Annotated in this window: 18 protein-coding genes and 1 tRNA gene; 9 read left to right on the top strand and 10 right to left on the bottom strand. The window is 67.2% G+C overall.

Annotated elements, in window-relative coordinates; genetic code table 11:
• The first annotated feature begins 79 nt into the window (after positions 1 to 79).
• The gene (locus MXB53_RS07535; RefSeq protein WP_248896770.1) at positions 80 to 2,695 is read left to right on the top strand and encodes a heavy metal translocating P-type ATPase; all 2,616 of its coding nucleotides are present in this window, start codon (positions 80 to 82) and stop codon (positions 2,693 to 2,695) included.
• Positions 2,696 to 2,993: 298 nt separating this feature from the next.
• Here the strand turns inward: MXB53_RS07535 and MXB53_RS07540 are convergent.
• Positions 2,994 to 3,077: transfer RNA gene (locus MXB53_RS07540), tRNA-Leu, on the bottom strand.
• Between the two features lie 119 nt (positions 3,078 to 3,196).
• On the opposite strand from MXB53_RS07540, the gene MXB53_RS07545 reads away from it, so the two are divergent.
• Positions 3,197 to 3,682, top strand: a complete 486-nt coding sequence (locus MXB53_RS07545) for a hypothetical protein (RefSeq protein ID WP_248896771.1) — start codon at positions 3,197 to 3,199, stop codon at positions 3,680 to 3,682.
• A gap of 16 nt (positions 3,683 to 3,698) precedes the next feature.
• Here MXB53_RS07545 and MXB53_RS07550 read toward each other — a convergent pair whose 3' ends face one another.
• Positions 3,699 to 5,012: an amidase gene (locus MXB53_RS07550; protein ID WP_248896772.1), complete on the bottom strand. Its 1,314-nt coding sequence runs from the start codon at positions 5,010 to 5,012 to the stop codon at positions 3,699 to 3,701.
• A gap of 412 nt (positions 5,013 to 5,424) precedes the next feature.
• Between MXB53_RS07550 and bcp the strand changes: the two genes are divergently transcribed.
• Entirely contained in the window at positions 5,425 to 5,877 is a 453-nt protein-coding gene (gene bcp, locus MXB53_RS07555; RefSeq protein WP_248896773.1) for a thioredoxin-dependent thiol peroxidase, read from the top strand.
• 37 nt (positions 5,878 to 5,914) lie between these two features.
• On the top strand, positions 5,915 to 6,409 hold the full coding sequence (locus MXB53_RS07560) for a DUF7979 domain-containing protein (RefSeq protein WP_248896774.1): 495 nt from the start codon (positions 5,915 to 5,917) through the stop codon (positions 6,407 to 6,409).
• Between the two features lie 4 nt (positions 6,410 to 6,413).
• On the opposite strand, the gene MXB53_RS07565 is transcribed toward MXB53_RS07560, so the two are convergent.
• From MXB53_RS07565 to MXB53_RS07575, 3 genes are all read right to left on the bottom strand, one after another.
• Entirely contained in the window at positions 6,414 to 7,718 is a 1,305-nt protein-coding gene (locus tag MXB53_RS07565) for an MFS transporter (RefSeq protein WP_248896775.1), read from the bottom strand.
• A gap of 99 nt (positions 7,719 to 7,817) precedes the next feature.
• Positions 7,818 to 10,082 (bottom strand): CDC48 family AAA ATPase, encoded by a 2,265-nt coding sequence (locus MXB53_RS07570; RefSeq protein ID WP_248896776.1) that lies wholly within the window; start codon positions 10,080 to 10,082, stop codon positions 7,818 to 7,820.
• Positions 10,079 to 10,318: a DUF7127 family protein gene (locus tag MXB53_RS07575; protein ID WP_248896777.1), complete on the bottom strand. Its 240-nt coding sequence runs from the start codon at positions 10,316 to 10,318 to the stop codon at positions 10,079 to 10,081. The genes MXB53_RS07570 and MXB53_RS07575 overlap by 4 nt, the downstream gene beginning before the upstream one ends.
• A 214-nt stretch (positions 10,319 to 10,532) precedes the next feature.
• Here MXB53_RS07575 and MXB53_RS07580 point away from each other — a divergent pair, with 214 nt between their 5' ends.
• The gene (locus MXB53_RS07580) at positions 10,533 to 11,303 is read left to right on the top strand and encodes an alpha/beta fold hydrolase (RefSeq protein ID WP_248896778.1); all 771 of its coding nucleotides are present in this window, start codon (positions 10,533 to 10,535) and stop codon (positions 11,301 to 11,303) included.
• Between the two features lie 6 nt (positions 11,304 to 11,309).
• On the opposite strand, the gene MXB53_RS07585 is transcribed toward MXB53_RS07580, so the two are convergent.
• On the bottom strand, positions 11,310 to 12,239 hold the full coding sequence (locus tag MXB53_RS07585; protein ID WP_248896779.1) for a hypothetical protein: 930 nt from the start codon (positions 12,237 to 12,239) through the stop codon (positions 11,310 to 11,312).
• A gap of 171 nt (positions 12,240 to 12,410) precedes the next feature.
• Between MXB53_RS07585 and MXB53_RS07590 the strand changes: the two genes are divergently transcribed.
• Positions 12,411 to 12,653, top strand: a complete 243-nt coding sequence (locus MXB53_RS07590; RefSeq protein ID WP_345779698.1) for a DUF5822 domain-containing protein — start codon at positions 12,411 to 12,413, stop codon at positions 12,651 to 12,653.
• 58 nt (positions 12,654 to 12,711) lie between these two features.
• Positions 12,712 to 13,560 carry an eIF2B alpha/beta/delta subunit family protein gene (locus MXB53_RS07595; RefSeq protein ID WP_248896780.1) on the top strand — a complete coding sequence of 283 codons (849 nt, stop codon included), beginning with the start codon at positions 12,712 to 12,714 and terminating at the stop codon, positions 13,558 to 13,560.
• On the opposite strand, the gene MXB53_RS07600 is transcribed toward MXB53_RS07595, so the two are convergent.
• From MXB53_RS07600 to MXB53_RS07610, 3 genes are all read right to left on the bottom strand, one after another.
• Positions 13,557 to 14,033: a GNAT family N-acetyltransferase gene (locus tag MXB53_RS07600; RefSeq protein ID WP_248896781.1), complete on the bottom strand. Its 477-nt coding sequence runs from the start codon at positions 14,031 to 14,033 to the stop codon at positions 13,557 to 13,559. The genes MXB53_RS07595 and MXB53_RS07600 overlap by 4 nt on opposite strands.
• Before the next feature lie 93 nt (positions 14,034 to 14,126).
• Positions 14,127 to 15,482, bottom strand: coding sequence for a gamma-glutamylputrescine synthetase (glnA2, locus tag MXB53_RS07605; protein WP_248896782.1), 1,356 nt, complete (start codon positions 15,480 to 15,482; stop codon positions 14,127 to 14,129).
• A gap of 76 nt (positions 15,483 to 15,558) precedes the next feature.
• Positions 15,559 to 16,545, bottom strand: a complete 987-nt coding sequence (locus tag MXB53_RS07610; protein ID WP_248896783.1) for a ring-cleaving dioxygenase — start codon at positions 16,543 to 16,545, stop codon at positions 15,559 to 15,561.
• 127 nt (positions 16,546 to 16,672) lie between these two features.
• Between MXB53_RS07610 and MXB53_RS07615 the strand changes: the two genes are divergently transcribed.
• Both MXB53_RS07615 and MXB53_RS07620 read left to right on the top strand, forming a co-directional pair.
• Complete coding sequence (locus MXB53_RS07615) at positions 16,673 to 17,083, top strand: archease (protein WP_248896784.1); 411 nt, start codon at positions 16,673 to 16,675, stop codon at positions 17,081 to 17,083.
• A 61-nt stretch (positions 17,084 to 17,144) separates the two neighbouring features.
• On the top strand, positions 17,145 to 20,081 hold the full coding sequence (locus MXB53_RS07620; RefSeq protein ID WP_248896785.1) for an RtcB family protein: 2,937 nt from the start codon (positions 17,145 to 17,147) through the stop codon (positions 20,079 to 20,081).
• On the opposite strand, the gene MXB53_RS07625 is transcribed toward MXB53_RS07620, so the two are convergent.
• On the bottom strand, positions 20,078 to 20,386 hold the full coding sequence (locus MXB53_RS07625; RefSeq protein WP_248898087.1) for a DUF7969 family protein: 309 nt from the start codon (positions 20,384 to 20,386) through the stop codon (positions 20,078 to 20,080). The two genes, MXB53_RS07620 and MXB53_RS07625, sit on opposite strands and share 4 nt — an antisense overlap.
• Positions 20,387 to 20,467 lie beyond the last annotated feature (81 nt).

Below are 20,467 nucleotides of genomic sequence, written 5' to 3' on the forward strand. Positions count from 1 at the left end.
CATTCGAAAGGTTTGGTCCGTGAGAGCTGAATACCTGAAAGGGAAACTCCACTATATGTGGGGCCCGTATGTATAGATGATGAGTCACCGAAAAAGCCAACTCAATATTCAGGGGATGAGTTGTGCAAACTGTTCGCAAACCATCTCCGACGCAGTCAACTCACTCGACGGCGTCTCGGAGGCGAACATCAACTTCGCCACCGACGAGGGGTCGGTCGCGTACGACCCCGAAGCGGTCTCGCTCGGTGAGATATACGACGCCATCGAGGAGGCGGGCTACACGCCGGTGAGCGACTCGGTCACGATCGCGGTCACCGATATGTCGTGTGCGAACTGCTCGGAGACCATCCAGGACGCACTCGAACGGACTCCGGGCGTCGTCGCCGCCGACGCCAACTTCGCGACCGACGAGGTACAGGTCACGTACAACCCCGCCGAGGCAAATCTGCAGGATTTCTACGACGCCATCGAAGACGCTGGCTACTCGCCCGTCCGGGAGGACGCCGAGACCGACGATGACGCAGAGGGCGACGCCCGAGAGGCCGCCCGGCAAGAGGAGATCCGTCGGCAACGCCGGCTGACGCTGTTCGGCGCCGTCCTGTCCCTGCCTCTGCTGGTGTTCATGGCCGACCACCTGCTGGGACTCGGGCTCGTCGGTGACGAGCTCTTCGGCCTCCCGTCCGGCTGGGTTGCGTTCGCGCTGGCGACGCCCGTCCAGCTAGTGCTCGGGAAGCCGTTCTACGAGAACTCCTACAAGGCGCTCGTCACGAACGGCCGCGCCAACATGGACGTGCTGATCGCGCTGGGCTCGACGACCGCGTACGTCTACTCCGTGGCGGTCCTGCTGGGGCTGATCGCCGGCGGACTGTACTTCGACACCGCGGCGTTCATCCTCGTGTTCATCACGCTCGGCAACTACCTCGAGGCTCGATCGAAGGGGCAGGCCGGCGAGGCGCTCCGGAAACTCCTCGAGATGGAGGCGGACACCGCCACCGTCATCGACGAGGAGGGGAACGAGGAAGAGATCCCACTCGAAGATGTCGCTGTCGGCGATCGGATGAAGGTCCGCCCCGGCGAGCAGATCCCCACCGACGGCGTCGTCGTCGACGGCCAGTCGGCAGTCGACGAGTCGATGGTGACCGGCGAATCCGTCCCGGTCGAGAAGAGCGAGGGCGACGAGGTGGTCGGGTCGACCATCAACGAGAACGGCGTGCTCGTCGTCGAGGCGACGAAAGTCGGGAAGGATACGGCACTCCAGCAGATCGTGCAGACGGTGAAGGAAGCGCAGTCCCGCCAGCCGGACATCCAGAACCTCGCCGACCGCATCTCCGCGTACTTCGTCCCCGCCGTCATCGCGAACGCCGTCCTTTGGGGTGTCGTCTGGTCTCTCTTCCCCGCGACGCTCGCGGGCTTCGTCGAGGCACTCCCACTATGGGGTCTCGTCGCGGGTGGTCCCGTCGCCGCTGGCGGCGTCTCGGTCTTCGAGTTCGCGGTCATCGTCTTCGCCTCGGCGGTGCTGATCGCCTGTCCCTGCGCGCTGGGCCTCGCGACGCCCGCGGCGACGATGGTCGGGACGACCCTCGGTGCACAGAACGGCGTCCTGTTCAAAGGCGGCGACGTGCTCGAACGGGCGAAGGACGTCGACACCGTCGTCTTCGACAAGACCGGGACGCTCACGAAAGGCGAAATGGAGCTGACTGATGTCGTCGTCGTTGATCACGACGGTCACCCCGCCACAGCCGATGGAACCCCCGCCACCGATGGCGGGCAACTCACCACACGTGAGCGTCTCAGCGAGGACGACGTGCTTCGGCTCGCGGCGATCGCCGAGAGTGGGAGCGAACACCCCCTCGCCCGGGCGATCGTGGCAGGGGCCAAAGACCGCGGCATCGACGTGCCCGCCCCCGACGACTTCGAGAACGTCCCCGGGCACGGCGTCAAAGCGACCGTTGATGGCCGTGAGGTGCTGGTCGGCAACCGGAAGCTCCTCCGTGACAACGGGATCGACCCCGCGCCCGCACAGGAGACGATGGAGCGCCTCGAGAACGAGGGCAAAACGGCGATGCTGGTGGCCCGCGTGCCCGCCGGCACGGACGAGGGTGAACTCGTTGGCGTGGTCGCCGACGCCGATTCGGTCAAGGAGAGCGCGAAAGACGCCGTGAGCCAGCTGCAGGAGCGCGGAGTCGACGTGATGATGATCACCGGCGACAACGAGCGTACCGCACGCGCCGTCGCCGAGCAGGTCGGTATCGCCCCCGAGAACGTCCGCGCGGAGGTGCTTCCCGAGGACAAGTCGGACGCTGTGGAATCCATTCAGGATGCGGGCCGGAAGGCGATGATGGTCGGCGACGGCGTCAACGACGCGCCAGCCCTGGCAGTCGCCTCCGTCGGTACGGCTATCGGCTCGGGCACGGATGTCGCCATCGAGGCCGCCGACATCACTCTGATGCGTGACGACCCGGTGGATGTCGTGAAGGCGATCCGTATCTCGGACGCGACGCTCCGGAAGATCAAGCAGAACCTCGTGTGGGCGCTGGGATACAACACGGCGATGATCCCGCTGGCCTCGCTCGGCCTGCTCCAGCCCGTACTCGCCGCCGGCGCGATGGCGTTCTCGAGCGTGTCGGTGCTGTCGAACAGTCTGCTGTTCCGCCGGTACACGCCGGACGAGGATTACCGCCTGTTGTGGCGGTAGTCGAGGCGGCGTGTGCACCGTCTGACGAGTCGGGGGTAGTACATCCAACCGCGACTACAAACTCTCGGCCGTCTTCACTGCACGTCTCTGATGGTGCGCTCTGTCCCGACAGGCGGGACACGCGCGTCTCGCCGAGACGACGAGCGCTGAGCCGAGCGTGTCGCCCGATCGACCCCGGCGAAGCGTCACCACTCATCGAGTGGGAGTCGGTGATGTTTTTGCGAGGGAAGAGCGCTCCGAGAGCGGTCTTCCGCATCTGAGGTGGTGGTGGGCCACCCGTCGGGCGTGTGCCCTGCGATGCGAGGGATGCGATTTGAACGCATGGACCTCTACAGGAGCGGATCTTGAGTCCGCCGCCGTTTCCGGGCTTGGCTACCCTCGCACGCGGTCGAGTCGTAGGCGTTCGGAGAGGTTCAAGCCACCGATTTCACTGCACGGAGTCGTCTCGTTCCCTCGCCGAAGCCGAGGGCTTATAGCGGTCGTACCCCAAGCGCGGGGGAAATGTTCGAGGACGCTGGCCGACGACGGTTTCTTCAACTCGCCGGGACGGGCACCGCGCTGTCGCTATCGGGCTGTAGCGCGCTCTCGAATCACGACGGCGGAGCCACGGAACCCGCGACGGCGACGCTCGCGGTCCAACCCGACGAGGAGTCCCTGCAGGAACTACAGGCGGAGATCAGATCACAGGTCGAATCGGGCGAACTCGACCGGATGCAGGCCCAGTCGGCGTTCCGGCGCCGTCGGATCGAACTGACCCAGGAGGCCGTCGGTCGGTTCCAGAACCGGACGGGAAACACGTCGGTCACCGTCGACGACACGATCAGCGAGTTCGGCGTGATGCGGGTCACCGGAAGCCCGGCCGCACTCCTCGAGACGCTCGGCTACGAGGAAGTGAGCGGGATCTTCCCCACGTCGGCGTTCGAGGAGGCGCGCAGTCAGGCCGGTGGCGGGACGAGCGGGTCGGCCACGTCGACGCCGACGGAGTGAGGGCGGCCCGTCGCTCTCAGTCTTCCGTCACGTCCCCCACGTCGGCGACGGCGTCGGCGATGTCGTCTCCCCACGCGAGCAGGGATTCGTCGGTGCCGAACGGCGCGACACACTGGAGGCCGAGGGGGAGGTCCCCGACCCGGCCACAGGGGACGGTCAGCGCGGGCACGCCGCCGTGGGTCCAGGGAAGGTTCATCACGGGATCACCGGTGTCGTCGATCCCTTCGGGCGCAGGGCCGGGCGCCGACGGCGAGAGCAACAGATCGACGCCGGCTTCGCTGATGCGGTCACCGACACGTTCTCGGAACTCACGGGTGGCGACCCGTGCGTCCACGACGGCTTCGATGCCGACGTCCTGGCCTTCTTCGATCAGCGCGGTCGTCTCCTCGGCGAACCGGTCGCCGTAGGCGGCGTATCGCTCCGCGTGCGACAGCGCCAGTTCGGCCGCCGTGAGACGGTCGTGTCGGTCGTTGATGTCGTCGATGTCGTCGAGCATCGACACCCGGCGAACGTCGTAGCCCGCCGACTGCAACGCCTCCGCGCCCGCCTCGACGCCCGCCTTGCCAGCGTCGGTCGCCTGTTCGAGATAGGGACCGTCGACGACGCCGAGTACGGGCCGTTCGTCGGGATCGGTCGGTTCCCACCCGTCACAGAGAATCGCTGCGGCCCGGCGCGCGCCCGCCACGTCCGCGGTGAACGTGCCGACGTGATCGACGGTGGGCGAGAAGGGGACGACGCCGTCGGTCGGGATGCGGCCGTAACTCGGCTTGAAGCCGACGACGCCACAGAACGCCGCGGGGCGGATCACCGACCCGACGGTCTGGGTGCCGAGCGCGAGCGGACAGAGGCCGGCGGCGACGGCGGCCGCCGAACCACTCGACGACCCGCCCGGCGTGTGGCCGAGCGCGTTCGGATTTCGCGTCGGCGGCGGGGCGAAATACGCGAACTCGGTCGTATGGGTCTTGCCGAAGTGGAGCGCGCCGGCGTCGCGGAGGCGGCGAACGGCCGTCGACTCGGGGCCGGTGATGGCCGTCGTCGGCACCGCCGACCCGGCCGCCGTGGCGTAGCCGTCGACGTGGAAGATGTCCTTGACGCCGACGGGGACGCCGAACAGGGACGGCCGCGTTGCGGGCGTATCGTGACGGTCCACGAGCGCCGCGGCTTCGCGGGTCAGGCGAGGGCGCCGTCCTGCCTCCGGGAGGACGGCCCGAACGTCGCCGTCGACGGCGTCGAGACGGTCACACAGGGTATCGACCAGTGCCGTGGGCGACTGGTCGCCGCTCCGGAGCGTGCGAACGAGCGGGTCGAGTGGGTCGGGATCGTACGGCATCGTCTGTCGACGCGGTCCCATGACGGATAATCTTTTGGAGTGGGGTTTTCGTCCGTTGTCTTAAACTGGATTTTTCTGTGATTTCTAAACTATTATGTGAGGTAGTTCAAAAACCAACTGCCAGACTGTGCTGGTGGGCAGCGAACTCTCCAGAGACGGACAGTCACGCTCGACACCCGGCTCAGCGGGGACACGACCCACCTCAACGCTGTCTTCGGTCCCATCTTCCTGGCGGACCTCTCCGTTGGCTACCTCCGCGACACGGACGCGGAACGCGCTGACGGCGCCCACGTCCACTGAGCGGGGCAGATCTCTCGATCGACGTCCCGCTGGCAGTGTGCACAGCGGCTGACAACCCCCGGGTCCGTCGGCACCGCGAAAGCGATTTCCCGGCGGCTCTCCCACGAACGGTATGCTCGACGTTGGCGACGATGCTCCCGATTTCGAACTGCCCGATCAACACGGCGAAACGGTGTCGCTCGCGGATTTCCGCGGCCAGCGCGTCGTCGTCTACTTCTATCCCCGCGCGAACACGCCCGGCTGCACGACCGAGGCGTGTGGCTTCCAGGCGCGCGTCGACGCCTTCCGTGACCGCGACGCCGAAATCGTCGGCATCAGCGACGACCCGGTCGACGATCTCGCGGCGTTCGCGGAACAGGAGGATCTCACCTTCTCCTTGCTCTCGGACGAATCCGGCGAGGTCGCCGCCGCGTACGACTCGTACGGCGAGAAGCAGATGTTCGGCAAGACGTTCGACGGCGTGTTCCGGAACACGTACGTCGTCGGTCCCGACGGCCACATTGAGCACGTCTACGAGGGCGTCTCGCCGGAGGGACACGCCGAAGAGATCCTTTCCGATCTCTGATCGGAACCAACATGATTCTTGGCCGTCACGCTCCGGCATGGTCGACCGGCCTGCCCTCCCCACCCTGCTCGTCGCCGCCGGCGTCGTCTGCGTGCTCGCCTCGGCCGCTCCGATCGGCGGTGGGCCGTCGGACGTCGACTACGTCCACCACGTCGAACCGGCCGAGAACGGCACGCTCGCGTACGGCATCGAGTACGAAGAGTCGGACGTGCTAGCCTACGAGAACCTCTCGGACCGCGGACAGCGCGCCGTCGCTCGCGGGGTCGCCGACTCGCCGTACGTCGTCGAGAACGAATCGGCGACGGCGCCCGAGTTCCAGTACACGAGCGACCACGTCGCCCTCGGTGAGGGGCTCTCCCCCGTCCGGGACGAGGGCGAGGTGTACTCCGTGCGGACCGAGCAGCGGAGTTCGGGGTTCAACGTCGCGGCGTTGCTCCTCGGCCTCGCGCTCTCGGCGGCGCGTGGCGTCGGTCTCGTCCTCATCGTCGCGGGCCTCGCGCTCGCGGGATGGCGCCGGTATCAGCGCAGTTGACCCGTCACGCGTCCGTCTCGACTCGCTGTGGACCCCCTCCGACCTCGCGGTGGTGGAGCCACCACGCGACGAGCGTCGCGACGAGCCCCGCGAGCGCGGCGATGCCGAAGGCGACGCGGTAGCCGGCGACGGTGTAGACCCGCGCGCCGTTGATGATGTCGCCGGTCCAGTAGGCGTCGAGGACCGCGCCCATCAGACTCGGGAGCACCGCCGCCCCGAAGTAGCCGAAGCTGTTGACGACGCCCGTGATGGTGCCGGCGACAGCCGGCCGGTGGCGTTCCTTGCCGATCGTGAACACGAGCGCGACGCCACCGTTGGCGAGCAGTGCGGTGAAGAAGACGGCGCCGACGACGGGGAGCGGCGGGATGAGCAACAGCGTGCCGTACGACAGCGCGAACAGCACGGCCGTCGCGACGACGAGTTCGGTTCGCCGGCCGAGCCGATCCGAGAGCGCGCCGATGACGGGCGAGCCGAGGACGAAGCCGACGTTGCCGACGAGGACGTATATCGACGCGTTCGCGATGGAGACGCCGTAGGTGTCGACGAGGAAGGGAACTCCCCAGAGACCGAGGACGGTGAAGTTCACGCCGAGGACACAGAACAGCACCACTCCCATTAGCCACGTTTCGAACTCCGCGAGAACCGTCCGCGTGTTGGCGACCATCTCGGAGAGCGACGCGACGTGCGTACTCGACGTGCCGACGCCGAACTCGCTGGCGTCGAGACCGGCCCGTTCCGGCGTGTCACGGACGCCGAGCGCGATGCCGACGCTCAGCACGCCGGTCGTCACGGCGGTGACGAGGATCGCCATCCGCCAGCCGAACTCACCCGTGGCGAGCGCCAGCGGCGTCGTCGCGAGGATGCCCCCGACGCCCGCCGCGGCGACGGTGTAGCCCGTCATCGTCGCGTACTCGTCCGGCTGGAACCAGTTGGCACAGAAGCGAAGCGTGGCGATGTAGAGCACGCTCCCGCCGAGGCCGATGCTGGCGCGGGCGACGAAGGCCGCGCCGAGCGTCCCGCTGAACGCGAACCAGCCCACGCCGGCGGACATCAGGGCGAGGCCGACCGCGCCCACGCGTCGCGGCCCGTAGCGGTCGACGATTAGCCCGGCCGGAAGCTGGAGTGCGGCGTAGACGTAGAAAAACGACGCGTGGAGCAAGCCCAGTTCGGCGGCCGTGGCGTCGAACGCGCGGGCGAGCGGATCGGCGAGAACCGCCGTCGCCGTCCGGTGGAAGTTGACGAACAGGAAGCCGGCCGCCAGTAACGCCCACAGGCCAAGCCGCCGCTGGCGTACGGAGAGTGTCGGCACGACGCCTACTCCTCACCCGGCGGTGAAATAGCGTCTGGTTTCGGCCATCCGCGAGGCTCTTGGGGTGATCGAACAAAAAATCGCTGCGTCGCCGCGACGTTAGTGGAACGTCCGGCTGGTTTCCTGCGGCCCTTCGATCTCCTCGTTCGTGAACCGCTGTTCGATCTCGCGGTAGCGCTCCTGGGTCTCTTCGGTGACGCTCGGCGTCACTTCCTGGAGCGCCCGCTCGAAGTGGTCCATCGTGATGCGGACGTTGCCGAGCGACTCGCCGATTTCCTCGGGCGAGACGCTGTTGATGAACTCCCGGCTGGCGGCCATCGAGGCCTCGCGGCAGAGCGCCTCGATGTCGGCGCCGACGTAGTTCTCGGTCCGGCGGGCGAGACTGTCGAGGTCGACGTCGTCGGCGAGCGGCTTGTCGCGGGTGTGGACCTCGAGGATCGCCCGGCGGGCCTCCTCGTCGGGGACGGGCACGTGGATGTGGCGGTCCAGACGACCCGGGCGCAGGAGCGCCGAGTCGATGAGGTCGGGCCGGTTCGAGGTGGCGATGACGACCACGTCCTCTAAGGTTTCCAGGCCGTCGAGCTCCGTCAACAGCTGGGAGACGACGCGCTCGGAGACGCCCGAGTCACCGCTGTTGCGGCCGCGCTCGGTCGCGATGGCGTCGATCTCGTCGAAGAAGATGACGGTCGGGGCGTTCTCGCGAGCCTTGCTGAAGATCTCGCGCACGCCCTTCTCGCTCTCCCCGACGTACTTGTCGAGCAGTTCCGGCCCCTTCACGGAGATGAAGTTGGATTCGGCCTCGTTGGCGACGGCCTTCGCGAGCAGGGTCTTTCCCGTGCCCGGCGGGCCGTACATGAGCACGCCCTTCGCGGACTCCATGTCCATGGCTTCGAACACTTCGGGGTAGTCCAGCGGCCACTGGATGGTCTCGCGGAGGCGCTCTTTGGTGTCTTCGAGGCCACCGACGTCGTTCCAGGTGATGTCGGGCACTTCCACGAACACCTCGCGGAGCGCCGAGGGCTCGATGCCTTTCAGCGCCTCCTGGAAGTCGTCCTTGTCCACCTCGAGCGATTCGAGGATTTCCGCGTCGATTTCGTCCTCCTCGAGGTCGATTTCGGGGCGGATGCGCCGGAGCGCGTTCATCGCGGCCTCCTTCGCGAGGCTTTCGATGTCGGCACCGACGTAGCCGTGGGTGGACTCCGCGAACGAGTCGACATCGACGTCGTCCGCGAGCGGCATGTTGCGGGTGTGGACCTGCAGGATCTCGCGGCGGCCGTCGCGGTCCGGGACGCCGATTTCGATTTCGCGGTCGAACCGGCCGCCACGACGGAGCGCGGGGTCGATGGCGTCGACGCGGTTGGTCGCGCCGATGACCACGACTTCGCCACGCTCTTCGAGGCCGTCCATCAGGCTGAGCAGTTGGGCGACCACGCGGCGTTCGACGTCGCCGCCGGCTTCACCGCGCTTGGGCGCGATGGAGTCGATTTCGTCGATGAAGACGATAGCGGGTGCGTTCTCCTCGGCCTCCTCGAACACCTCGCGGAGCTGCTCCTCGCTCTCGCCGTAGTATTTCGACATGATCTCCGGCCCACTGATGTTGTGGAAGGAGGCGTCGATCTCGTTGGCGACGGCTTTGGCGATAAGCGTCTTCCCCGTGCCCGGCGGGCCGTGCAGGAGCACGCCCTTCGGCGGGTCGATGCCGAGCCGCCGGAACAGTTCGGGGTGGCGCATCGGCAGTTCGATCATCTCGCGAACCTGTTCGAGTTCGCGGTCGAGGCCGCCGATGTCCTCGTAGGTCACGTCGGGACCTTCGGTCCCCGCCTCGCCGCCGGCGGATTCGCGGATCTGCTCCGCGGGCTTCTCGCTGATCTCGATTTCGGTCGAATCGGTGACGACGACCGTGCCCGAGGGCTCGGTGTCGGCGACCTTCAGCGGGAGCGCCTTGCTCTGGCGACCGCCCATGAAGCCGAAGCCGAAGGGGACCCGGAGGGTCTGACCCTTGGTCAGGGGCTTGTCGGTGAGCTTATCGCGGAGGTAGTGGCCGACGTCGCCGCGAATACCGATCTGCTGGGGGAGCGCGAGCGTGACGCTCGCGGCCTGTTTCACGTCCGCTTTCTCGACCTCGACGCGGTCGTCGATGCCAACGTTGGCCTGCTGGCGAAGCTGGCCGTCGATGCGGATGACGTTGGAGCCCTGGTCCTCGGGGAGGCCGGGCCAGACGCGGGCGATGGCGGTGCCGTCCGAGCCCTCGATGCGGATGTAATCACCGACTTCGAGACCCATCTCGGCGGCGGCCGCGCGGTCGATGGCGGCCAGGCCGCGACCGGCGTCTTTCTGCTGAAGGGGTTTGACGACGAGTTTCATCGGTCACCCTCCACGACGAGGATGCCGTGGTTCGTGTCGACGCTCTCGGCCGAGCCAGGGAGGTCGAACTCCGCCTCGGTCTCCCCGTTGACGACGACGATCGCCGTCTCGTCGACGATGTCGATGTCCAGGCGGTCGTCGTCGACACCGATGTCGGCCGCGATCAGCCACTGATCTTCGTAGTCGTACCGACGAACGAACTGCCCGTCCTTACCGGTGTATTGCTGTCTAACCATGATACTTCTTAACCACACGTTAGGTACCTATCTATATAAATCTTTCTCCGATTAATCGACCGACGGTGGTGGGATAGATATCTCAAATGGACTCGCGGTTCAAGGAACCCTGTGTGGCGGTCAGCGGTCTCGCTGCTCGGCGTCGGGAGTGTGATCTGCACGTCAACGACGCCCGGTGGTCGGGTTTATGCCCTTCCCGGCGCTACCATCCGGTATGGAGACGGTCACACACCACGGCCGGGAGACGGCGTTCCGACGACATCAGGGCGGGGACGCCGCTCCGATCCTGTTCGTCCACGGGAGCGGCGGTTCGCACGCAGTCTGGAAGTCACAGGCTCGGCTCGCGACGGACCGGCCGGTGGTCGCCCTGGATCTGAGCGGTCACGGCGAGAGCGACGACATCGACGCAGCGCCGGGGTACGAGACGCTTTCGGCGCACGTCGACGACGTGGTCGCCGTCGCCCGGGAGACCGGCGCGCGGGTGCTGTGTGGCAACTCGCTCGGCGGGGCGGTCGTGTTGATGCTACTGCTCGAACGGGACGTGACTCTCGATCTCTCGGGGGCCGTCCTCGCCGGAACCGGGGCGCGACTGGCGGTCCTCGACGACTTGCTCCGGTGGCTGCGGACCGACTTCGAGCGCGCCGTGGAGTTTCTGCACGGCTCGGACCGGCTCTTTCACGACCCCGACGAGCAACTCGTGGCGGTGTCGCGCGAGGCGCTGCAGGCGGCCGGACAGCCGGTGACACGCCGGGATTTCCAGACCTGTCACCGCTTCGATGTACGTGATCGCCTCGGCGACATCGATGTGCCCGTCCTGGCCGTCGTCGGCGAACACGACGCGCTCACGCCGCCGTGGTACCACGAATCGCTCGCGGAGTCGATCCCCGGCGCCGAGTGGACGACCATCGACGGCGCGGCACACCTCGCCATGCTGGAACAGCCGGACGCGTTCAACGACGCGGTGACGACGTTTCTCGACGGCTAACCCAGTCTACCAGCTCTGGACGCCCGGCTCGAAGACGAACACGACCAGCCGGTTCGCGAGCAACAGCGTCGCGTACGCGAACGCTGGCGGCAGGAGCGACCCCGTCCGGTCGGAGGTGACGGCCGCGATCCCAAGCACCGCGAGTTGCGTGACTGCGAACAGGCCGCCGGCGATGGAGTCGACGCTGGCGACGCCCGCGACGACGACGAACGCGACGAAGAGCGCGGCCGGGACGTAACCCAGTGCGCGCAGCCGCTCGCCGTCGGCGTAGTCGGCGGCGTACACGCCGGCACAGAGGAGGCCGGCGAACAGCGCCGTCCCGGCGAGTTTCCCCCGGTCGGGGACCGTCGCCAACCCACCGGCGGTGCTCGTCATCGCGAACCCCGTCACGAGCGTCGTCAGGACGACGGCCTCGGTTCCGTCGACCACCTGCGCGAACGTGCCCTGCACGAGCACCTGACAGACGAGACACAGCGTCGGCACGCTGATCAGGAGTCCGAGCCCTGCGAGGAGCGCCACTGGCCGTACCGACGCGCCCGCGGCGACCGCCGTCTTGGTGAGGGAGTTGTACGGCACGTCGGTGAGAACACCGACGAGTTTGGTGGCGGCGACGAACGCGAGCGGGACGACGACCGCCAGGCCGACGGCGGGCAGACCGGTTCGATCCGGGAGCGCCACCCCTCGATCGATGCCGAGGGCGCTCGTGTACGCGCCCGTGAGTAGCACCAAGCCGGCGAGAAAGACACTCCCCGTGAGGAGGCCACCGACGAGAACGGAGCCGAACAGCGGGTCCGGGCCGGCGGCGACCGACACTGTCCGCCACAGGAGGCGTCGCCACAGAAAGACGCCGATCAGGAGGGCGGTGACGAGGGCGACTGACACCGCGACTGGATGCCGATAGCGATCGAATGGAGCGCGCTTGGTCCGGAGGGACACGGGGATTGCGTACTCCGCCCGGTCACTTATACTCCGGACCTGAGGGGATTCGACCCCCGAGGCGGTGCATCCGCCCGCCCGACAACCGGCCGTCGGCCGACGCGTTCCGCTCATCGCTGTAGCGAAACGTGAACCACCACGCCTTAGCGCCTCGGCCCGCAACGGGAACGCGTGCCACACCGCGTTGAGCGCACCGACCCCGACGGCGTCGACTTCGGGTGGGTGATGCAGGTCACCTTCATCACCACAATCGTGGCGGGGTCGCCCCTGGTGGCGTTGCTCTCGCTGGGGCAGTCGCTCCCGACCTGGGGCGCCCGCGTCGCCTTCGCCGTCCGCGTCGGTGCCGTCGTCTGGTTCGTCACCGCGCTGCTCGTCTACGCGTACGCCCGCCGGGCGGCCAGTGACCGCCCGTGACCAGTTACCGGTCTGACGCATCCGGAAGGCCTTTGCCCCGAACCCGCCACCTCATCGTATGATCGACGAGACGATCGAGGAGATCCGCCGGATGCAGACCCACAGTTCGTCGGTGGTCGCGGTCAAGGCGACCGAGGCCCTGCGCGACCTGCTCGATCGCGACTACCAGAACGTCGAGGCGTACGAACGCGACCTCGAACGCAACGCGGGGGCGCTCCGGCGAGCCAACCCCTCGCACGCGTCGCTTCACAAGGCGATGCGAGAGGTCGTCGAAGACGTCGTCGGCGTGGCCGACACCGTCGAGGAGGCGAAAGCCCAGACGGATCGCGTCATCGATCGCATCGCCGAGGAGATAGAGATGGGCAAGCGGCGGTCGGCCGACCGCGCGGCCGACACCTTCGACGACGGTGAGAGCTTCCTCACCCACGACTTCTCCACGACCGTCCTGGAAGCCATCGAGACGGCGGCCACGGGTGGCACCCACCTCACCGCGTACGTCACCGAGGCCCGCCCGCGGTATCTCGGCCGCAAGACAGCCCGGCGACTCGCGGAGATGGACCGCGTCGACCCTCACCTCGTCGTCGACAGCGCGGCCGGGTACTTCCTCGATCAGTGTGACCGCGTGATCGTCGGCATGGACTGCATCGTCGAGGACACGCTCTACAACCGCGTGGGCACGTTCCCCCTCGCCGCCGCGGCCGACGTGGCCGACGTCCCCGTCACCGTCGTCGGCTCCCAGTCGAAGGTCATCGACGACGACTTCGTGTTCGAAAACGAGTCCCGGCCGCCCGCGGAAGTGATCCGTGAACCGGTCGAGGGGGTCACCGTCGAGAACCCCGCCTACGACGCGACGCCGATGGACCTGATCGACAGCGTGGTCACCGATCAGGGGCAGTTCGAGCCCTAACGTCCGATCAACTCCGACAGCCGATCGCGCAGTCGCTCGTCGGGACCGAGGCGGAGGTAGTACGCGTCGCCGCCGTCCTCGTAGTAGTTCTCGATGTGCCGCTTGATCTCGAAGCCGACCGATTTGTAGAATTCGAGGGCCTGTTCGTTGGTCGTCCGGGCGTGGCAGGTGACCGTGCGGTGATCTTCGGCGACTTCGGCGACGAGGCGGCGGCCAAACCCCTCGCCGCGACGCTCGGGAGCGACGGCGAGAAAGAGAATGTAGCCGTCGCGGCGGACCGTCGCGAAGCCGACCAGGTCGTCGTCCAGATAGAGCAGGTGCGTCGTCGCCCGCCGGTAGGCATCCATGAAGAAATGCTTTCGCTGTTTGAGGACCCCTTCGGTCCGACGGATGCGCTCTTTCAGGTTCCAGGCCTCGTCGGCGTACTCGGTTACGCCGGGACCATCGACGCGCTTCTCGACGGTGACGCTCACTATTACACCGCTAGCGGCGGCGGCCAATATAACTTCATCGTCGCCGTCCAGCGTCGCCGGCTTCGTCGCCGCGCTCGGGAGGCGTTCCGTCGCTCAGAAGGCCCGATCGAGATAGTCCGACGACCACTCGCCTTCCTCGTCGGTCGACTGTTCCCACTCGCTCCGCTTGACTTCGAGATAGGCACCCAGCAGGTCGTCGCCCATCGCCGAGACGATGGTGTCGTCGGATTCGAGGGCGTCCAGCGCCTCGTCGAGCGTCGCTGGCAGCCGTTCGATACCCCGCTCCGCCAGTGCCGACTCGTCGAGCGTTCCGGGGTCGCGGTTCAACGGGTCGCCGGGGTCGAGACGGCGCTCGATGCCGTCCATTCCCGCCGCGAGCAACGCCAACTGTGCGAGGTAGGGGTTGGCCGTGTTGTCCGCGGGTTTGAACTCGACGCGCGTCGTCGCTTCGGGTGCGCTTCGGTCGACGGACGGCACGCGCACGGCCGCTTCGCGGTTGTCTTCGCCCCAGCAGGTGTAGGCCGACGACCACATCCCCGGCGCGAGACGGTCGTAGGACTCGACGGTCGGCGCCGTCACCGCGACCAGCGCCGGCGCGTGTTCGAGGAGGCCGCCGACGAAAAACCGCCCCTCCTCGGAGAGCGGATACGGTCCGTCGGCGGCGGCGTCGTGGAAGACGTTCTCGCTCCCCTCCCACAGCGAGAGGTGGATATGACACCCCGACCCCGGCAGTTCGGGGAAGGGTTTCGGCCGGAAGGTGGCGTCGAGGCCGTGGTCGGCAGCCACCGCGCGAACCGTCTCGGCGAACCGGACGTGGTTGTCGGCGGCGGCGACGCCGGTGTCGTGGTCGACGACGAGTTCCTGTTGGCCGGGGCCGTACTCGGGGTAGTAGGCCGCCAGCCCCATCCCCTGGGCCTTGAGCGCGTCGACGGTGTCGAGCACGACGTCGTGGGCGCTTCGCATGCCGTCGGTCGAGAAACAGGTGCTGTCGTCCAGCGGGACTGCCTCGCCGTCGTCGTCCGTTCGGGTGTAGTAGAACTCGCTCTCGTAGGCCAGTTCGGGCGCGTAGCCCGCGGCCGCCAGGTCCTCCAGATACTGCCGGAGTTGCGCGCGCGGTCCGGCGGCCCACGGATCGCCGTTCAGGTCGTGGAGTTCCGCGAGCAGGAGGGCGGCCCGGTCGTCGTACGGCAGGACGGTGAACGTCTCCGGGTCGGGCACCACGCGCACCTCGCCGGCGGGACCGTACCGCCCGTCCGGCGCCAGTCGGTCGAGGGCGTTGAACGACTGCATCGCGTGCGTGACGTTCGCCCCCTCCTCCAGGACGCCCGGTAGCGACGCCGCGTCGACGACCCGCCCCCGCGGCACGCCGCTGTTGTTGACGAAGACGATGCGAACCAGCTCCACGTCCTCGGCGTCCGCCCGCTGGAGGACGTCCGCGTTCGTTGCCATACGTTGACACGACACGGGTGCCGCTCATATTCCGGCGTGTCCCGGCAAATAATTCTTGTTCTCGCGGGCGAACCGCTCAGTCGGCGTCGGGCGTCTCCGCCTGTGGAACCGTCACGTCCGGCAGTCCGGCTTCGATCCGCTCGCGTCGGCTCTCGAACTCCCCTGGTAACACGAGTCGGCCGCCGAGGTCGGCGAGCGGTTCGTCGCTGGTGTAGCCCGGACCGCTGGTGGCGAGTTCGAACAGGACGCCGTTGAACTCGCGGACGTACACGGATCGGAACCAGTGGCGGTCGATCTGTGGCGTCGGATTCAGCCCCGCCGACCGGACGGCGTCGCGCATCGCCTCCTGGTCCGCGTCGGTCGGCGTCTGGAAGGCGACGTGGTGAACCGTCCCGTGCCCTTGCCGACCGCTCTCGATGGTCGGGAGGATGTCGACGTACGTCCCGACCGGTCCGTCCGCGGCGAAGCGGGTCCGCTCGTCGCCCGGGAAATCGCCGGCGGCCTGTTCGGTGCCGACCTTGTCGAGACCCATCGTCCGAAGCAAGTCCTGCGTGGGCGTGGGATCGGCCAGCCAGAGCGTCACCGAATGGAACCCGCGGATGGCGTGTTCCGCGGGGACGAACGCCGTCCACGGGGTGGTGGGGTCGGTCTCGGGGATTTCGACTTCGACCAGTTCGACCGGGAGACCGTCCGGGTCGCGGAAGGGCAGGACCGGCTCGCCGAACCGCTCGAGGCGGTCGTCGTAGTCGACGCCGTGTCGGTCGAAGCGCTCCTCCCAGTAGTCGAGGCTCCCCTCGGGGACGCGAAACGCCGTCCGGGACACCTGCCCGGAGCCGACCTTGCCGCGGGACATCCCCGACCACGGGAAGAAGGTCATGCTCGTTCCCGGCGTCCCCTCCGCGTCCGCGAAGAAGAAGTGGTAGGTGCTGGTGTCGTCCTGGTTGATCGAGCGCTTGACGAGTCGTAGGCCGAGCGTCTCGACCCAGAAGTCGAGATTTCGCTGGGGGTCGCCCGCGATGCACGTGACGTGGTGAATGCCTGGTGTGGGAGTGATGTCTGCCATTACTGGATATACGGGGCGGGAGGTCTTGAATTCGCGCTGACACCGATGTCACCGGGTGCAGTCGACGCTACTGCGCGGGCGCCGCCACCGAGAAACCGTTTTGACGCCGCCCGCCCTCGCTCCGACGATGCCCTACGAACTCCGCCCCCACACCGCCGACGTGGCCGTCGAAGCGACCGGCGACACCCTCGGCGACACCTTCGCCGCGGCCGCCGACGGCCTCGCGGCCGCCACCTGCGACGACATTCCGGACACTGGCGAGCGGTTCACGCTCACCGTCCGCGCCGAGGGACTGGAGGCCTTACTCTTCGATTATCTCGATCAACTCATCTACGAACGCGACGTGCGGGGCGTCCTCCCGGTCGACAACGAGGCGCGCGTTCGGGAGACGGACGACGAGTGGGTCGTCGAGGGGAGCGCCCGTGGCGTCCCGTTCGAGGATGTCGACGCGCGCGATGTCAAGGCGGTGACCTACTCCGAGATGCGTATCGAACGCGTCGACGACGGGTGGGAGGCGTACGTGGTGTTGGATGTCTGACCGCGACCCGCCCGCCACCGAGAGAGTAACGTATTCCCGCGTCGGCCACGTCGCCCCATCCATGACCACACGCGAGTTCGACGGCGTCCGCCTCGAACGAGTTCGGGAGTTCGTCTGGGAGATCCCGCGGGAGGGCGACATGCGCGTCCCCGCCCGCGTCCTGGCGAGCGAGGCGTTGCTCGAACAGATCGGCGACGACAAGACGCTCCAGCAGTTGAAGAACGCGACCCACCTGCCGGGGATGACCGGACAGGCCATCTGTATGCCCGACGGTCACCAGGGGTACGGCTTCCCCGTCGGCGGCGTCGGGGCGACGGACGCCGATCACGGCTGTATTTCGCCGGGAGCGGTCGGCTATGACATCAACTGCTTGCCGGGGGATACCGATGTCAGGCTCTCGTTCGGGCGGCGGCTACCGCTCGAAACGCTCCGAGATCGGTTCGAGAACGAGGAGGCGGCCGTCGCGACGGGCGAGGAGGTGCTCTCGTCGGATATTCGACTGTTCACCGAATCCGGCGAGAAACCAGTGTACGAACTCGAAACGGCGACCGGACGTCAGATCGAAGCGACTGGTGATCATCAGTTCGAGACGCCGGACGGGATGGTTCGCGTCGAGGACCTCTCGCCGAGCGATACGGTGTATACTCATCCGTTCGGGGGGCTGGAGCATGAGGATCCCGAGGCGTTCACCGTCCTTTCCGAGGCGGATTTCGCCGACGAGAACCCGCAGATACGCCGGGTACTGAAAGACCGCGGGCTGCTCCCGTTGCGGTCGACCGACGACGAGTTCAATCGCCTGCTCAAAATCATCGGATTCCTCCTCGGAGATGGGTCCTACGGCGGTGAGGGTCAGACGTGGTTCTACGGCGACCCCGAGGAACTAGAGGAGATTCGAGACGACGTTCGAGCCATCGGGTTCACGCCGTCGAAAATCTACGAACGCGACCGGTCTCACGACATCGATGGCAACACGTTCGACCGCACGGCGTACAGTTTCAAGACGACCTCGAGGGCCCTTCGGCGCGTGTTCGTCGAATTGGGCGTTCCGGAAGGGCCGAAGGTGTCGTCTGGGTTCTCAACCCCGGAGTATCTCGGCCAACTCACGGACTGGCAACGGGCGCTCTTCTACTCGGCGTACTTCGGCGCCGAGATGAACGCGCCGGCCGCCCAGCACGACAAGACCCTGTACTGTCCGAAAGTGTCCCAGACTCGGACCGTCGACACGGAAGCGGCGGGGCGTGCGTTCTTCGAGGATATGGCGGCGTTCCTCGATGGAATCGGTATCGAGACCAACGAGATCGAGGCGTTCGAGACCGACTCGAACAGTTCGGAACCGACCGTTCGCCTCAGACTGGGGATCAAAAACGGCTCCGAGAACTTGATTCGGTTCTTCAGCCGTGTCGGCTACCGCTACCACCCCGAAAAGCAGCGGCAGGCGATGGTGGCCATTCAGTATCTCCGAGCGAAGGAACGAGAGATTTCACGGCGAGAAGCTATCGCTGCCGAGGCGAAGGCACTCGCCGATGGAGGAACTGACGTCTCCGAAATCGCGGAGCGATTCGGCATCAACGACCGGTTCGTCGAACGGAGCGTCTGGAGCGGTCGAGATAGCCGGCCACGACCGGGGGGCGATTTCCCCGGCTTCGACGAGTTCCGCGCCGAAACTGACGTGCGGCCCGACGGTGCGGTGGCGACCAAGCTCGAAGCGATTCGCGACGCAGGGACCAAGCCCGTGTACGACATCGGCGTCACCCATGACGCGCATACGTTCCTCGCGAACGGGTTCGTTGTCTCGAACTGTGGCGTCAGGATGATGAAAACAAACCTCACCTACGCCGACATCCAGGGCCGCGAGGAGGAGCTCGTCGAGGCCCTGTTCGCGAACGTCCCCACGGGCCTCGGCGGCGGCGGCGTCGTCCAGGGCGACATGGACACCGTGGAGGCGGTCCTCGACCGCGGCGTCGACTGGGCGGTCGAGGAGGGGTGGGCCGTCCCCGCGGACCTCGAACACTGCGAGGACGAGGGGCGGCGCCCCGACGCCGATCCCAGCGCGGTGTCGAAGAAGGCGAAAGACCGGGGCAAGAATCAGCTCGGGAGCCTGGGCAGCGGCAACCACTTCCTCGAAGTCCAGCGCGTGACGGACATCTACCGCGACGACGTGGCCGACGCGTACGGCCTCGAACCCGACCAGATCGTCGTCCTCATCCACTGCGGGAGCCGCGGCCTGGGTCACCAGACCTGCACCGACTACCTCCGTCGCATCGAGAAGCGCCATGGCGATCTGTTGGCGACGCTGCCCGACAAAGAACTCGCGGCCGCGCCCGCCGGCTCCGAACTCGCCGAGGAGTATTACGGCGCGATGTGTGCCTGCATCAACTTCGCGTGGGTGAACCGCCAACTCGTCATGCACCGCACTCGACAGGTGTTCGAGCGCGTGTTCGACCGCTCGTGGGAGTCGATGGAGATGGACCTGCTGTACGACGTGGCCCACAACATCGCGAAAAAGGAGACCCACACCGTCGGGGTCGACCCGCAGGGGCGACCGGTAGGAGGCGGCGAAGCCGCCGACGGCGAGGACCGCGAACTCTTCGTCCACCGCAAGGGGGCGACGCGGGCGTTCCCCGCCGGCCACCCCGAGGTGCCCGCGGCCTACCGCGACGTGGGACAACCGATCATCATCCCCGGGAGCATGGGCGCCGGGAGCTACGTCCTCCGCGGCGGCGAGGAGTCGATGAATCTCACGTTCGGGTCGACGGCTCACGGCGCCGGGCGCCTGATGAGTCGAACGCAAGCGAAACAGGAGTTCTGGGGCGAGACGGTTCAGGAGGAACTCCGCGAGCAGGAGCACGTGTACGTCAAGGCCCAGAGTGGCGCGACCGTCGCGGAGGAGGCCCCGGGCGTCTACAAGGACGTCGACGAGGTGGTGCGCGTCTCGGACGCTCTCGGCATCGGCGACCGCGTGGCGCGCACCTACCCGGTCTGTAACATCAAGGGTTAGCGCGAGAGGCGGACGTATTCGCTTTCGGGCGTCGGCTCGACTTCCTCGCCGTTCTCGAATCGGACGTAACTCAGATAGAACGGCTCGCCACACCCCGACGCGTCGTCGTCGCGGAGCGTTCCGGCCTCGCCACAGATGAAGCGCACGCCGTCGGCGTCTTCGACATCCCCCTCGCCGTCGGCGTCGACGTACGTCCAGCCCTCCAGCGGGTAGGGGGTCACCGACCGGTCGGCGAGATACCCCTCCCGTTCGAGTTCGACGATGGTCTCACACCGTGGACAGTGGTAGGTGACGGAGTAGCCCATGCCCGTCGTAGGGCGGAGCGACACTTATAGGGACGGTCGCGCCGGTGTCGGCGCAAACGCGCCCTTCGGTACGTTTATTGT

This window comes from Haloplanus sp. XH21, assembly GCF_023276355.1.
GTDB lineage: Archaea > Halobacteriota > Halobacteria > Halobacteriales > Haloferacaceae > Haloplanus > Haloplanus halobius.